Below are 14,740 nucleotides of genomic sequence, written 5' to 3'. Positions count from 1 at the left end.
AGGGGGTTTGATGGAAATTATTCTTGGCATTCTGTGTGGGTTCTTTCTTGCTTTCGCCAACGGGGCCAATGACAATTTCAAAGGGGTGGCTACATTATATGGAAGCGGCACCACAGATTATAAAAAAGCCTTAGCCTGGGCTACCTTGACGACAGCGCTTGGGTCTTTGGCCGCGTTGCTGCTTGCCAAAGGGCTTTTAGTTGCTTTTAGTGGCAAAGGTTTGGTTCCCGATGCCATTCTTCATCTCAAAAGTTTTCCTTTGGCCGTCGGATTTGCTGCTGCAATGACAGTGTGGTTGGCAACCCGCTTAGGGTTTCCCATCTCTACCACCCATGCACTGGTTGGTGCTTTAGTCGGAGTGGGTTTGATGGCATCGACTTCTGGCATTCAGCTTTCCAAACTATTTGGAACTTTTTTTCTTCCCCTTCTTGTGAGCCCCTTGTTTGCAATTTTTGCAACCATGGGGCTCTATCCATTGTTAAAAAAGATAAAATTGTTCTCTGGCCTTCAAAAACAAAACTGTTTGTGTGTGGGCACACAAGTGGTGGGTGTGGTTCCGCTGGGACTTTCGCGTGAGCAGGCTTTGATGAGCCTGTCTACTCATCCCGAAATATCTTTTGGAACCAAGGCTCATTGTGTGGAGCGATATCAGGGGAGGCTTTTGGGAATTGACCTTGGTTCACTTTTAGATGGCCTGCATTATTTGTCGGCGGGTGCCGTTAGTTTTGCACGTGGGCTTAATGACACGCCCAAAATTGCCGCGGTTCTTCTTGCCAGTCAGGTTTTCGGCCCTCGCTTTTCTATCGTAGGCGTTGGGGTTTTGATTGTGTTGGGAGGGATTATAAGCGCAAAAAAAGTTGCCAACACAATGTCTCTTCGAATCACTGACATGAATCACGCCCAGGGTTTTTTGGCAAATCTAGTCACTAGCGCCTTGGTAATCTTGGCTTCAAAAATGGGGATGCCCGTTTCTACCACCCATGTTTCTTGCGGGGCACTCTTTGGAATTGGCGCAGTTACACAAAAAGCCAAGTGGAAGACCATTGCCGGCATTGCCACTTCATGGCTCATCACCCTACCGGTGGCGATGGTGCTGGGGGGTCTCTTTTTTTGGTTTTTTAAGGGGGTGGTGCCATGAAATTGTTTCAGCAGGGTTTGCAGCTCAATCGGCAGCCGATGGAAGTTTTGCAGCTCAACGTGGGCAAGCTTTGTAACCAGGCCTGCCATCACTGTCATGTAGAAGCGGGGCCTAAGCGTACTGAAATGATGGAGAAAAAAACCATCGATCGCTTAATGATTCTTTTAGATCAAGCTGAAACGATTCATACTGTTGATGTTACGGGTGGTGCGCCAGAACTTAATCGCCATTTTCGTCATTTAGTGCAGGAACTAAAAAAAAGAAAAAAGGAAGTTATCGATCGTTGCAATCTGACCGTTTTCTTTGAGAAAGGCCAGGAGGACACCGCACAATTTTTACGAGAATATCGTGTTAAAGTAATAGCCTCGCTTCCGTGTTATTCCAAAGAAAATGTCGATCAACAACGGGGCAATGGTGTGTTTGATAAAAGCATTCGGGCCTTAAGGCTGCTTAATGAGTTGGGATATGGTCGGGCGAACACGGGGCTTCAATTGGATTTAGTTTACAATCCACTTGGCCCCTTTCTTCCTCCGCCGCAAGAAAAGTTAGAAGCCGATTATAAAAGAGAATTAAAAGAACTGTTTGGTATTGAGTTCAATCACCTTTATACTATTACCAACATGCCGATTAAACGTTTTTTAGATTTCTTACACCGCACCGACAAGTTTGAAGAATACATGCAGCTACTGGTAAACAGTTTCAATCCCCAAGCGGCTGCCAATGTTATGTGTCGTCATTTGATTTCCATTGGGTGGGATGGGCAGATCTATGATTGCGATTTTAACCAAATGTTAGAAATCCCGATTGGGAGACAACAAAAAACCATCTGGGAGATTCAATCTTTTAATGAATTATTAACCAACAACATTGCCTTTGCTGAGCACTGCTATGGTTGCACGGCAGGGGCGGGGTCATCGTGTGGAGGGGCCTTAACATGACTGATAAGAATCAAACATTCGAAAGTGTTTATGCTGAGCAAAGCCGAAGCATCTATGCTGAGCAAAGTCGAAGCATAAAACAATACTATGGCAAGATCCTAAAAACGAATGGGGATTTAAAAACCAATGCCTGTTGTACGACCGATGCCGGGCCCGCCCATCTCAAGCCTGTCATTAGCCAAATTCATCCTGAGGTGTTAGAAAAATTTTACGGATGTGGTTCACCCATTCCGGCTGTGTTAGAGGGAAAAACGGTTCTTGATCTTGGTTGTGGGGCAGGGCGGGATACTTTTATCCTCTCTAAGCTTGTGGGGCCCGAAGGCAAAGTGATCGGGGTTGATATGACGGAGGAGCAATTAGCTGTTGCCCGAAATCACCTCGATTACCATCGTCAGTCGTTCGGTTATTCCAAAAACAATGTGGAGTTTCTGCATGGATATATCGAGGATTTGGAAGGATTAGGAATCCAAACAAATTCGATCGACGTTGTGGTTTCCAATTGTGTGATCAATCTTTCACCCGAAAAGCGCCGCGTCTTTTCTGAAATTTTTCGTGTCTTAAAACCTGGGGGGGAATTGTATTTTGCAGACGTCTTTTCGGGCCAACGCTTGCCCGCACATTTAGCAAAAGATCCCGTCTTGGTCGGGGAGTGTCTCGGGGGTGCTTTGTATATCGAAGATTTCAGACGGCTCTTGGCCGAGATTGGCTGTCTTGATTCCCGCGTGGTGACGCAAAGAAAAATCATCCTCCAAAACCCTGACATCGAACACAAAGTCGGAACGATTCCCTTTTACTCCATGACTATTCGGGCTTTCAAATTGAAATTGGAAGATCGTTGTGAAGATTATGGCCAGGTGGCCTATTATTTAGGAACCATCCCTCAATGTTCGCAGGCCTTCCCACTCGACGATCATCACCTTTTTGAAAAGGGGCGGCCTGTGTTGGTGTGCAGTAACACAGCGGCGATGCTGGCACAAACGCGATATGCCCTGCACTTTCGTGTGGAAGGGGATTTGTCGACCCATTATGGTTTGTTTGATTGTGGCCCGAAAGGATCGATCGTTTCGGGTGAAGCCCCTTTGAATCAAGGGTGTTGCTGACCTAACCTATGGTTACGTTTAAAAACATTTCGATCATTATTCCGGTGGGGCCCTCCGAGGCTCTGCTTGAAGCACTTTTGCAAGATCTCCAGCCAGTTGAAAAAGATGCAGAAATCATTATTGTTAAAGGCTCTTCGCGCTCTGAGCAACTGAACGAAGGTGCACAAAAAGCCACCCGCGATTTTTTTTGGTTTTTACACGCCGACTCAAGACTTTCTACAAAAACCCTCAAGGCTTTGCTTGAATCTTTAAACAATAATCCTCATGCCCTGCATTATTTTAACCTCCGGTTTTTACTCGACGGGCCACCGTTTACCCGCATCAATGAGCTTGGTTGCTGGATTCGTTCAGAGTGGATGGGGATTCCCTTTGGTGACCAAGGGTTTTGTTTATCACGAGAAAATTTTGCGTTCATGGGTGGTTTTCCTGAAGATGTCGCTTATGGTGAAGATCATGTTTTTATTTGGCGGGCACACCAAAAAGCTATTAAGCTTCTATCGACGGGAAGCATCCTAAAAACCAGTGCCAGAAAATACCGTGAACAAGGTTGGCTCAAAACAACGCTCCTCTATTATAAACTATGGACCAAGCAGGCGAGCCTTGAGAGAAAAAAGTTAAAAAAGATTCAGCGGGGCCAAAGCAGTGCTTTAGCGGTTTTTGTGAAAACACCGGGTCTGACCCCTATCAAAACCAGGTTAGCCCAAACCATCGGTCATGAGTCAGCCTTAGAATTTTACGAGTTTTGCCTTCAGGCTATGAAAAGTGTAATTAAGCATGTCGAAAAAGATTCGGATATTTATCCTTATTGGGCCGTGGCCGAATCCGCAGGGCTAAACGATTTTCGCTGGGGCGATTTTTCTCGCATATTACAAGGTGATGGGGGCCTAGGCGAGCGGCTTCATTGCATCTATTCTAAACTCTACAACGTGTATCAACGTGTGATGCTGATTGGTTCTGATGCCCCTCAACTTACTAGCAATATCCTTTTAAAAGCCCATCAAACCCTTCAAGATAAAAATAAGTTTGTCATTGGCCCCGCCCGTGATGGTGGGTTTTATCTTTTTGGTGGGTCGGCACCTTTGCCTAAAGAGGTATGGGAGTCGGTTGCCTACAGTCAAGTCGATACCTGCGAAGAGTTGATGGCAAAGGTTAAGAATTACGGTGAAATCGTGCTTTTACCCAAACTCTCTGATGTCGATGTTTATGAAGATCTGGTTTTTTTAAAAAATGAACTCCAAAGCCAGGAGGTGCTATGGGTGTAATCATACCACCTGAAAAACCAAGCTACACTTGGTGGATGCGCCTCATGATCGCCAGCCAAAAAAAGAAACTGGGTAAACCTCTACAACCTATTTTATATTGGGGTAGGCATCCTCGGGCGTTCTTTGGATTTTTGTGGATGCTGATGGCATTCAATAGAAAAAAATCTCCATTGGATAAAAGTTGGCGTGCTCTGGTGCGGGTGCATATTTCACAATTACTCCACTGTTCTTTTTGTATCGATATGAACATGTCCGATGCAATTAAGCTCGGCTTATCCCAAGAAAAACTAGAGGCGTTATCGGTGTATAAAAATAACCCACTCTACAGTGACAAAGAAAAACTAATTTTGAGTTATGCTGAGGCGGTTGTTCATTCAGACAAAACTTTCGGTTCGGAATGTCAAAGAGAGCTCAAGAAATTTTTAAACGATGATGCGATCATTGAACTGACAGGGTTGATCACTCATCAAGCCATGTCAGCGATGTTCAATAGCGCACTGGGGATTGAGCCGCATGGTTTTTGTCAAACAAGGGGGCCGCATGAACAGGCTTGATAAAAAAGATAATCGTCAACTTGCCCTTGTACTCTCCGGAGGAGGTGCCCGTGGCGCCTATGAAGTGGGGATTATTCATTATATCCGAACGATGTTGCCAGCCTCGGTCAGGCATCGGCGTTTTCCAATTCAGTGTGGTTCTAGCGTGGGCGCCATCAATACCTGCTTTATGGCTTCAACGGCCAACGATCTCGAACATCAGGGCAAACGAATCGTGTCTTTATGGCGGGAACTCAAAACGGAAAACATTTATTCGAGAAATTTATCCGCCTTGTCGCATTTTTTGGCAAAAAGCACCTTGGGTATTCTCGGAAATCTTTTCCGCCATGACTTTTTCAAAGAAAAGCACGGAGTCAAACCTCATTTTTTTGCGCTCTTTGACACAAAACCTTTTTTGCCGCACCTGAATAAAATTATCGATTGGAAACAGTTGCATCAGAACGTTCGGGAAAAATTGGTTGATTCTATTTCTCTGGTTGCAACCCGAATGCGCACGGGAAGCCCGGAGATATTTATTCAAAAAGGAGGCAAAAGTTCCTCAAAGGGAGATTATCCGATACACGAGGTGGATCTTGGCCCCGAACATGCAATGGGTTCAGCCGCCATTCCCCTGGTTTTTCCAAGTGTCGTCATTGGGGATAATCGCTATGTCGATGGAAGTGTGAGGCTGAACACGCCCCTTTCCCCGGCCATTCATTTGGGAGCTCGCAAAATTCTTACCATCAGTCTAAATGCTCGTCATGGAAATAAAACTGAACACGCATGCCCCGAAACCAGGTGTCCTCCAAGCCTGGGAGAACATTTGGGGAAATTGTTCAATGCATTTTTCCTGGATCGTCTCAATTACGACATGGATCAACTTGAACGAATCAACCGAATGATTGAGGCCAGTGAAAAAATCTATGGCAAGGATTATCTGGATCGGATCAACAGTGTTTTAGGCGATCGGCATCCCATAGACAAAATAGACCTTTTGGAAATAGGCCCCAGCCAGCCCCTTTCATCTGTTTTTGCCGAATGGTATCGACGGGGTTCTTCAAAGGTCCATTCTATGACCTTGCTTGAAAAATTTTTAATGAAAGCTTTGGATATTGAACCCGCACTCAGTCTGGACCTCATGAGTTATTTAACCTTTGAAAAAGGTTATTTGGAACAACTCATCGAAATCGGCTTCCAGGATGCCAAAAAATATCATGGCCAACTTCTGAACTTTTTGGAGGAACCCTCATGAAAAAAAACTATCATCTGATTGTCATTGGTGGCGGATCGGGGGGGCTTGTCACGGCGGCGGGGGCCGCTGGTCTGGGGGCCAAAGTGGCTTTGATTGAAAAACACAAAATGGGCGGCGATTGCCTTAATACCGGTTGTGTGCCTTCTAAAGCGATTATTCGTTCGGCTAAAATTGCTCATGATGCGCAAACCGCAGATCGGTTTGGTTTTACGCCGCACCGCTTTGATATCAAACTCGATGCTGTTTTGGCCTCGGTGCGTGAAGTGCAAGCAAAGATTGCTCACCATGATTCTGTCGAAAGATTTACCTCCTTGGGGGTTGATGTTTACCAAGGCAATTACTCATTTATTTCCTCCCATCAAATTTCCGATGGCAAAGAGACATTAGAAGCAAAACGTTTTGTTATTGCCACTGGGGCTGCTCCTTTTGTACCTCCCTTGGCAGGGCTTGCCGACATTCCCTATTTAACTAGTGACAATGTTTGGGAGCTAAAAGAACTCCCCAAAAAAATGGTGGTTTTGGGAGGGGGGCCTATTGGGTGCGAGTTGGCGCAAACGTTTTTCCGTTTAGGGTCGAAAGTCTCAATCATTGACACAGCTGATTGCCTTTTATCACGTGAAGATTCTGATGCTTCTTGTCTCATCAAAGAGCAATTTCAAAAAGAGGGGATTGAGGTCTTGGTTAACACCAGGGCGGAGAAGATACATAAAACGGGGTCAGGTTACGAACTGATGGTTTCACAAGCCAGCAACGGGATTTCGTTCGATCAGATCCTAGTGGCCGTAGGGCGTGCTCCCAATGTGAACCAACTTGGTTTAGAAAAGGCGGGGGTGACCTATGACAAAAAGGGAATTAAGATTGATGCAACGCTTCGAACCTCAGCCAAACATATTTACGCCTGCGGTGATGTGGTGGGGTCTTATCAATTTACGCATACGGCGGATTTTCAGGCCCGGTTGATTTTGCGTAACGCCTTGTTTCCTGGCAAATCAAAAATCAATTACCGTGTTGTGCCATGGTGCACGTTTACCGAACCCGAAGTAGCGCGGGTGGGTTTGAATGAATCAGAGGCCAAACAAAAAAAAGTTTCGGTTGATGTCTTTACCTATTCTTTAAGCGATCTAGACCGCGCCGTTTGTGATCGTGAACCGCAGGGTTTTGTCAAAGTGCTCACCAAAAAAGGAACCGATCAAATCTTGGGAGTCACACTGGTGGGCGCACATGCAGGTGATTTGTTGCATGAGCTTGCCTTAGCCATGCACCAAAAAATTGGGCTTAAAAAATTAGCCGCCATGATTCACATTTATCCAACCCTAGCCGAAGTGAGCAAACGTATTGCCGATACCTATCAACGTACCCGCTTAACTGCTAATTCAAAGAAATGGCTCAAGCGTTATTTTCAATGGAGGTTTGGATAAAATGAAAAAGGGATTATTATTCACCCTATTTATTTTTGTTATTCTTGGATTGTATTTCTTTACGCCCGTTCGCGGTTATTTATCCCAAGACGGTTTTGGTGCATTACAAGCATGGATACAATCTCAAGGTATTTTTGCCCCTTTGGTTTTTGGGCTTATCTACGTTGTGGCCACTGTCTTTGCACTTCCAGGGTCGATTTTAACATTGGGTGGTGGTTTGTTGTTTGGTGCCTGGTGGGGGACGCTGATCAATTGGCTTTCAGCTAGCCTTGGTGCCATGATTAGCTTTCTTATTGCCCGCTATCTTGGGCAAGGTACCGTAGCAAAAATTCTTAAAAAGCAACAAAAGTTACGGGGGTTGAATGATAAAATCGGCAAAAATGGTTTTTATTCCGTATTGATTTTGCGACTTGTTCCATTGTTTCCATTCAACGCTTTGAACTTTGGATTAGGGCTCACCCAAGTTTCATTTCGCGATTATGCTTTAGCTACGATGATTGGCATGCTGCCAGGGACCTTTGTTTATACTTCTCTTGGTTCGGCTGGGCGAAGTTTCAGTCTTTCCGATCCATCAACTTGGTTGCAAGTCCAAGTGTGGGGCCCCTTTGTTTTAGTGATTTTGCTGTCATTACTGCCAAAAATGCTCAAAAGAAAATCCAAATAAAAGCATTAAAAAATACCACACACACGAAGAACACCGTCTTAGTCCACAATCGATATAACGGGGTGGTCGAGTTGGATGTATTTTTGGGCAACCTTTAGTACGTCGGCGCTGGTGACTTGGCTGATTTTTCGGGGATATTCTTTTAAATCTTTTTCGCCTAATTGGTAGAGTTCGTTAAAGAGGTGTTCATTGGCGATGGAGCTTATTTTTTGTAGATCGATGTCGTAGTTTCCAATGATAAATTGTTGACTGCGGTGAAGCTCTTCGGGGCTTACGACTTCTTGAGTGATTTTTCGTAGCTCCTCTTCAATTTTTTCAACCGCAAATTCTGTCTTTTTTGGGTCGGTGGCTAGGTAAACGGCAAAAAAACCGGGTTCAATCCCTTCTTGATTAAAAGAGGTGACCGAATAGGCCAATGAATGTTTGTCCCTTAGTTCTAAAAAGAGCCGGCCGCCTTGGCCCGCCAAAATATTGTTGAGCACTTCCATGGCAAAACGGTCTTTACTTTTAATGGTCAAACCGCGAAACCCATAAACAATATGGGCTTGGTTTTTGCCCTTATGAGTTTTAATGAGTTGACGCTCACGGGGTGCGGCCTCCAGCGGAAGTTGAGTGGTTTTCCATTGGATAGGTTTTAGGGATTCTAGCTCGGATTCAAGTAATTCTAAAGTTGAAGGAATATCAAAATCGCCCACCACTACAATCGCGGTGTTTTTAGGATTAATAATTTTTCGATAATAAGATTTTATTTTTTGTTCGTTTAAACCCTTTGCACTTTGAATAGTCCCCATGCTGGGTAAACCATAGGGATGCTTGGGGTAAAGGGTTGATAAAAATTGTCGCACGGCTTTGTCAGCCAAGTCATCTTCGGAGCGTTTGATGGCCTCAACCATGTTGGCCCTTTCGCGCTTGGTTTCCACGGCATCAAAGAGCGGATTTTTGAAGATTTCAAAAAACAACTTAAAGCCTTCGTGAAATTTTTCACTAATAAAATCGCCCTTTAAACCACAAGAATTTTTGCCCGCATAGGCCTCAAAACTGCCGGCACAAAGTTCAATTTCGCGGGCCAGTTCTTCACTCGAATAATTTTGCGTTGATTTTGCCCACAACTGGCTGGTTAAGGTGCTGATCCCATTGCAGCGTTTATCCTCAGAGCGCAACCCGCCCAAATGAGCACTGCGTAAGGTTAAGATAGGTACGCTATGATTTTCTTTTAGAACTAAGCGGATGCCATTTTTTAGTTTGCAACGCAGAATATCTTGAGCAGCTTTACGTGGCTTGGTTTTTTTGGAATTAACTTGGCCAAATTGCAACAACTTGGGTGGAAGGTAGGGGTGCTTGGTTTCTTCGGGTTGGAGCAACCCTAAGGTTAAACGTTCCGGTCGTAGGTATTCACGGGCTACTTCGATTACTTGATCAACAGTGACACTGTCGATGGCCTGCAAATATTTTTCACCAAAATTCATATCGGCCAAAATATTTTCAAAATAGCCATATTTACGGGCCAGGCCCTCCACGGTTTCTAATTCGTAAATGGCATCGCTTTTAATATTGATTTTGGCGCGGGCCAATTCATCGTGGGTGATTTTCCGTTCAGTGAATTGGTAAATTTCTGAAAGAATATTGGGGCAGGCCTTAGGTACCTTGCTTTGTTCTAAAGCTGCGCCTATCACAAACATGCCATCATGTTTGGGTGAATAGACATAAGAGTAAATAGAATTAACCAAACCTAGCTGGTCACGAATTTTGTGATCGAGCCTAGAACCTTCGCCTTCGCCCAACACATGGGAAAGAATATCAAGCACTGGGGTGTGGGGATGAGCAAGATTTTTTGCAGGGAAGGCTAAAGTTAAGAGGGTGCTGTTGACCTTGCTGGTCACGCGAAAAGAGCGAGGGTTGGTTTGAGTAGGTTCGATCGGCACTTCACAGTGAACACTTTGAGACTGCAGTGAACCAAAAATATCATTGATTTGGTTTTTTACAGCCTCCAAAGAAAAATCGCCCGCTACCACCACAACCATATTATTAGGCACGTACCAGCGATGGTAAAAATCCAGCACCTTTGCCTGATTAAATTGTTCGATGGTTTTGCGATACCCAATGATGGGGCGCCGATAAGGGTGAACCTGATAGGTTTGATTAAAAAGTTCTTCGGATAAAAGCCTGGAGGGAGAATCTTTGCCGCGCTGTAATTCTTCAACCACCACAATTTTTTCTCGATCCAGCTCGGTGGGATCAAACACTGAGTGAAGTACCCCATCACTTAATATTTCCAAACCCTTTTGGTAATAACGACTGGCTAAGGTGCAATAATAAACAGTTTCATCAAAACTAGTATAGGCATTAACATCACCGCCGCAACTTTCAATGGTCTTGGCTAAATCCCCTGGCCCCAGGGTGGGCGTGCCTTTAAACAACATGTGCTCGATGAGATGACAAAGCCCGGCCTCTTCTTCTGTTTCATAAACGCTACCCACTTTAATACAAATATTGATTGAAACAACGGGGGAAAGATGGCTTTCGATTAAAATAACTTTTAGGCCGTTAGCCAGGGTGTAGGTAATAGGGGCAATCATTGTTGGATGTATTATGGGTACTTATGCTAAAATGCAAATGTTTTCGGGGGCTGTTGAAAAATAGCCATCTACCATGGAGTTATTTTGTGCGGTTATTACTGGTTCGTCACGGTCAAACCGATTGGAATCTTGAGCGTCGCATTATGGGGGCTTCCCCTGTGCCTTTGAATGCCCTGGGTGAACAGCAAGCAGCACAGTTGCGTGATGCCTTGCAAGGTTATGACATTCACCATATTTATACTTCACCCATTCATCGTGCTTTTCAAACCGCGCAGATTCTCAATCAGGCCTTTCAAATCCCGGTGCTACCTCATGATGAATTAGCCGAAGTGGGTTATGGCACTTATGTGGGAAAAACTTTTACTGAAATAAAAAAGTCGCCTGATTATCAAACTTATTTTCTAAATCCTCAACTCCCCGTTGCACCAGAGGGAGAATCCCTCCAACAAGTGCAAGATCGCATGTGGCAATTTTGGCTTAAGATGAAAACATTACATCCCAATGATAATCTGTTGGTGGTGAGTCATTCCGATACCATTAAAAGTCTGTTGATCAAAATCTTAGGGATCGATTTTTCAAAAATGGTTCAAATGCGCATCGACCATGCCACGGTGTCTCTGCTAGAGGCTGAAAAAGGCAGCGATCGTGTGTTAGCCATGAATATGGGGCCGCATTTTGGGGAATTGTTAAAGAAGAAGAGTTAGCTTTGAAAAAACTTTTGCAAAACAAGACAGTTGCAGAACTTGAAGCAGCGATCAAACGCCACAACAAGCTTTACTTTGAGCAAGCCAGCCCCGAAATCAGCGATGAAGAATTTGATCGTTTGGTAGAAAGACTAAAACAGTTAAACCCCAGTTCTAAAGTTTTAACTCAAATTGGCTCTGATGTTTCAGCAGATAAAAACAAGATCGAACATTCCACCGCCATGCTTTCTCTCGATAAGTGCTATGCCATGGAGGCAATGGTCGATTGGGCCAAAAAGGTGCAAGGCGATCTTTTGGTGACCCCAAAAATGGATGGGGTTGCTTTGGCGATTCGTTATGATGAAGCGGGGCAATATAGCGTGGCTGCGACGCGGGGCGATGGGTACCGAGGCGAAGATGTCACCGCCAACATTCGTATGATTAAAGATATTCCTAAAAAATTGAACCATGGTTTTTTGGAAATTCGGGGTGAAGTTTTCATGCGCCGGTCGGTCTTTAATAAACTTGCTGAAAAATTCAAAAGCCCGCGTAATTTGGCGGCGGGTGCCATTAAACAAAAAGATCCCCATAAAACGAAAGAATTCAATTTAAGTTTTTGCGCCTATGAATTGTTGGGTTTGGATTTACCCGATGAAAAGACAAAATTTAAAAAGATGCAAGCCTTGGGTTTTTCAGTGGTGGATTATGAAATCATTCAAAATGGCAAACCAGAATTAGAGCGAGTTTATCAAGAATATTTTAAAAAACGAGAAAATTTAGATTATGAAATCGATGGGGTTGTTTATCGGGCAAGCCTTTATTCCGAACAGGTTCGCCTGGGGGCCAGCGCACATCACCCTCGCTGGGCCATGGCTTATAAGTTTCAAGGTGATGCGGCGGAATCTATTTTGCGAGAAATCGAGTGGTCGGTATCACGCACTTCAACGATCACACCCATTGGCATTGTAGATCCCGTGAAACTATCAGGAGCTGTTGTTTCACGTATATCCTTGCACAATATTGGAATGATAAAAAAGATTGGGCTTACCCTGGGGGCCAGGGTTTTAGTAGTTCGTAGCGGTGGGGTCATTCCTTATCTGGAAAAAGTCGTAAAGTCGGGGACTCAAGAAATCAAAGTGCCCAAGCACTGCCCCTCCTGTCATCAGCCCACCCAAATCGTAGATGATTTTCTCTATTGCACCAATCCTCAAGGTTGCCGTGAAACCCAAATGGGTCGACTCAAACATTTTATTCAGGCCATTGAGATCGAAGAAGTGGGGGAAAAACTCATTGAGCAACTCTACGATACCGGCAAAATTACCCAACCCCATGATTTTTATCGGTTGACCGTTGAAGATTTATTACCACTGGATAGGATGGGAGAAATTCTAGCAAAAAAAATTATTCGCAATATTCAGGCTAGACGCCAAGTTTCTTTAGAAACATTTTTAATCGCATTAGGTATTCCTGAATTAGCCGGTGCAGTGAGTAAAGTGTTGGTCAAAGAATTTGGAACCCTAGAAAAAATCCGTCAATTAACCGAAGACAAACTTGAATCCATTCATACCATCGGCCCCATTACGGCTCAATCAGTGGTGAAGGGCTTGAAAGATTCGGCTGAAGAAATCGCTCAACTATTAAAGTATATACAACTAACTGAAAAAAAATGGGGCGTGGGTAAATTGGGTGGAAAAACTTTTCTTTTTACGGGTGCTATGAGTGTCATGCCGCGTAAAGAGGCTGAAGATAAAGTCCTAAGCCTAGGGGGAGAGATCGCAGCCTCAGTGAATAAAGACCTCGATTATTTAGTGGTGGGGGAGGAGGTTTATAAAAATCGAGAAAAAGGCAACAAGTGGGTCAAGGCTGAAGCCCTCATCGGCAAAGGCGCCAAAATCAAAATCATCCCCGAAGCCGAATTTTTGAAATTGATAGAGGGCTAATGTCATTGCGAGCGAGCACCGTTTGCGAGCGTGGCAATCTTCCATTTTATTCTTCAATTCATATGCAAATCGGGTCACGTCTTTTCGAGGTCCTTGCCGTGGTGAAGCCGGCGCTCCAGCGGCGACCCTAATGCGGATTTGCCGGCACGGAAGCCTTCCGCGTTCCCGCCTGCGGCGGGCCTCGGCTTTCCATGCCGGCAAACCCGCATTGGGGGCCCCGCCGCTTCCGCGATGGCTTCACCACGGCAAGGACCTCGAAAAGACTTCTTCTCAAATATTTGAGAAAAATAAAAAGAGAGCGGGGGTATGCCTGTTTGAAAACGCGCACTGCGATCCTGTAGGAGGCATCTGTCATTGCGAAGAGAGACCCGGAGTTTATCCTGAGTGCTGCCGAAGGACCCCGCTCAGGGCAAGCGCCGCAATCTCCTCGGTTTAACCGGTGTGTATACTAACGGTATGCAATTTGTTGCCCTCCTTGATGGAATGTTCGCATCTAAAATGTAGTTCAAAACGAAAACTTATTTAAGAGTTATGTCAAGTTAGTAAGATAACATATTTATGGAGGTAATTATGGGAACAAGGATAGCCACGGCTAGTGAATGTGAAGTTGTACTATTTTCTAAAGATACAAATCGTGATAAGTCGATTGAGCTCGGTGAAATTAAGCCTACCTGTTATAACGGAACAGGAAAGCTTAATGGGGATGAAAACGTTGCAGCGATCCTCAAGAACACCTATGGCGTGCAGAACCCTGATGGTATTCATGCGCCGGCAAAAGAAATGGCAGAATTTCTAGAAACCATTAACTATTTTAATCACTCGTTGCGGCGTCATCATATTTACCAATCCAAGCCTGATGCTAGTAGATTGTCAGAAGATTTAGCCAAGATAAAAACGGCGGCACAAAGTGCGGGTTTAAGAACTACCTTTGGGGAAGACTTCATGAGCGAATTAAAGGGGGTTTATGAACAGGAAATCCGAGCATATGTAGAACGAGACATTACAGGTCTATGGCCATCTTTGCCAACCCGAGAAAGCTTCGCATTTGATATATTCACGTTTGGTTTAAAATTGGGTTACTCCTCTGGTCAAATTGATAGTAAGCGATCACCAAACCCACCCTACACCTTACCTTAAAATCTTGGAATCAATTTTGTGGGGCACGAGTTTTTCGATTTGATCGGCGGTTTGGCATCGGGGCAGTTCAGTCAGCAAGTGCCTCATGTAGGCATAGGG

General features: G+C 44.6%; 12 protein-coding genes. 11 read left to right on the top strand and 1 reads right to left on the bottom strand.

The features are described from left to right. The first annotated feature begins 10 nt into the window (after positions 1–10). Genes HYU97_10380 through HYU97_10345 form a run of 8 tightly spaced genes read left to right on the top strand, consistent with a single transcriptional unit; the run spans position 11 to position 8,305 of the window. Positions 11–1,138, top strand: coding sequence for an inorganic phosphate transporter (locus tag HYU97_10380; GenBank protein MBI2337150.1), 1,128 nt, complete (start codon positions 11–13; stop codon positions 1,136–1,138). Continuing rightward, a complete protein-coding gene (gene arsS, locus HYU97_10375; protein ID MBI2337149.1) occupies positions 1,135–2,076 on the top strand; it encodes an arsenosugar biosynthesis radical SAM protein ArsS in 942 nt (313 codons plus the stop codon). The genes HYU97_10380 and arsS overlap by 4 nt, the downstream gene beginning before the upstream one ends. Next, positions 2,073–3,176, top strand: a complete 1,104-nt coding sequence (locus HYU97_10370; protein ID MBI2337148.1) for a methyltransferase domain-containing protein — start codon at positions 2,073–2,075, stop codon at positions 3,174–3,176. Before arsS ends, HYU97_10370 begins: the two co-directional genes overlap by 4 nt. An 8-nt stretch (positions 3,177–3,184) precedes the next feature. Continuing rightward, positions 3,185–4,438 (top strand): TIGR04282 family arsenosugar biosynthesis glycosyltransferase, encoded by a 1,254-nt coding sequence (locus tag HYU97_10365; GenBank protein MBI2337147.1) that lies wholly within the window; start codon positions 3,185–3,187, stop codon positions 4,436–4,438. Then, positions 4,429–4,992 (top strand): carboxymuconolactone decarboxylase family protein, encoded by a 564-nt coding sequence (locus HYU97_10360; protein MBI2337146.1) that lies wholly within the window; start codon positions 4,429–4,431, stop codon positions 4,990–4,992. Before HYU97_10365 ends, HYU97_10360 begins: the two co-directional genes overlap by 10 nt. Next, positions 4,979–6,223, top strand: coding sequence for a patatin-like phospholipase family protein (locus HYU97_10355; GenBank protein MBI2337145.1), 1,245 nt, complete (start codon positions 4,979–4,981; stop codon positions 6,221–6,223). The genes HYU97_10360 and HYU97_10355 overlap by 14 nt, the downstream gene beginning before the upstream one ends. Continuing rightward, a complete protein-coding gene (locus HYU97_10350) occupies positions 6,220–7,641 on the top strand; it encodes a mercuric reductase (GenBank protein ID MBI2337144.1) in 1,422 nt (473 codons plus the stop codon). The genes HYU97_10355 and HYU97_10350 overlap by 4 nt, the downstream gene beginning before the upstream one ends. 1 nt (position 7,642) lies before the next feature. Then, positions 7,643–8,305: a TVP38/TMEM64 family protein gene (locus HYU97_10345; protein MBI2337143.1), complete on the top strand. Its 663-nt coding sequence runs from the start codon at positions 7,643–7,645 to the stop codon at positions 8,303–8,305. A gap of 38 nt (positions 8,306–8,343) precedes the next feature. On the opposite strand, the gene HYU97_10340 is transcribed toward HYU97_10345, so the two are convergent. Further along, positions 8,344–10,881, bottom strand: coding sequence for an insulinase family protein (locus HYU97_10340; GenBank protein ID MBI2337142.1), 2,538 nt, complete (start codon positions 10,879–10,881; stop codon positions 8,344–8,346). An 86-nt stretch (positions 10,882–10,967) separates the two neighbouring features. On the opposite strand from HYU97_10340, the gene HYU97_10335 reads away from it, so the two are divergent. From HYU97_10335 to HYU97_10325, 3 genes are all read left to right on the top strand, one after another. After that, positions 10,968–11,585, top strand: coding sequence for a histidine phosphatase family protein (locus HYU97_10335; protein ID MBI2337141.1), 618 nt, complete (start codon positions 10,968–10,970; stop codon positions 11,583–11,585). Positions 11,586–11,587: 2 nt separating this feature from the next. Further along, positions 11,588–13,504, top strand: a complete 1,917-nt coding sequence (gene ligA / locus HYU97_10330) for an NAD-dependent DNA ligase LigA (protein MBI2337140.1) — start codon at positions 11,588–11,590, stop codon at positions 13,502–13,504. A gap of 570 nt (positions 13,505–14,074) precedes the next feature. Continuing rightward, positions 14,075–14,641, top strand: coding sequence for a hypothetical protein (locus tag HYU97_10325; protein ID MBI2337139.1), 567 nt, complete (start codon positions 14,075–14,077; stop codon positions 14,639–14,641). Positions 14,642–14,740 lie beyond the last annotated feature (99 nt).

It is taken from the genome of Deltaproteobacteria bacterium, from assembly GCA_016183235.1.
GTDB lineage: Bacteria > UBA10199 > UBA10199 > DSSB01 > JACPFA01 > JACPFA01.
The sequence above is the reverse complement of the archived record's forward strand: the minus strand, read 5'-3'. Positions and strand labels throughout refer to the sequence as shown.

What these genes read in the sequence shown, in the direction of transcription:
- HYU97_10380 (MBI2337150.1), top strand. Translation starts at nt 11, where the DNA reads ATGGAAATTATTCTTGGCATTCTGTGTGGGTTCTTTCTTGCTTTCGCC.
- HYU97_10340 (MBI2337142.1), bottom strand. Translation starts at nt 10,881, where the DNA reads ATGATTGCCCCTATTACCTACACCCTGGCTAACGGCCTAAAAGTTATT.
- HYU97_10360 (MBI2337146.1), top strand. Translation starts at nt 4,429, where the DNA reads ATGGGTGTAATCATACCACCTGAAAAACCAAGCTACACTTGGTGGATG.
- arsS (MBI2337149.1), top strand. Translation starts at nt 1,135, where the DNA reads ATGAAATTGTTTCAGCAGGGTTTGCAGCTCAATCGGCAGCCGATGGAA.
- HYU97_10345 (MBI2337143.1), top strand. Translation starts at nt 7,643, where the DNA reads ATGAAAAAGGGATTATTATTCACCCTATTTATTTTTGTTATTCTTGGA.
- HYU97_10365 (MBI2337147.1), top strand. Translation starts at nt 3,185, where the DNA reads ATGGTTACGTTTAAAAACATTTCGATCATTATTCCGGTGGGGCCCTCC.
- HYU97_10355 (MBI2337145.1), top strand. Translation starts at nt 4,979, where the DNA reads ATGAACAGGCTTGATAAAAAAGATAATCGTCAACTTGCCCTTGTACTC.
- HYU97_10325 (MBI2337139.1), top strand. Translation starts at nt 14,075, where the DNA reads ATGGGAACAAGGATAGCCACGGCTAGTGAATGTGAAGTTGTACTATTT.
- HYU97_10350 (MBI2337144.1), top strand. Translation starts at nt 6,220, where the DNA reads ATGAAAAAAAACTATCATCTGATTGTCATTGGTGGCGGATCGGGGGGG.
- HYU97_10370 (MBI2337148.1), top strand. Translation starts at nt 2,073, where the DNA reads ATGACTGATAAGAATCAAACATTCGAAAGTGTTTATGCTGAGCAAAGC.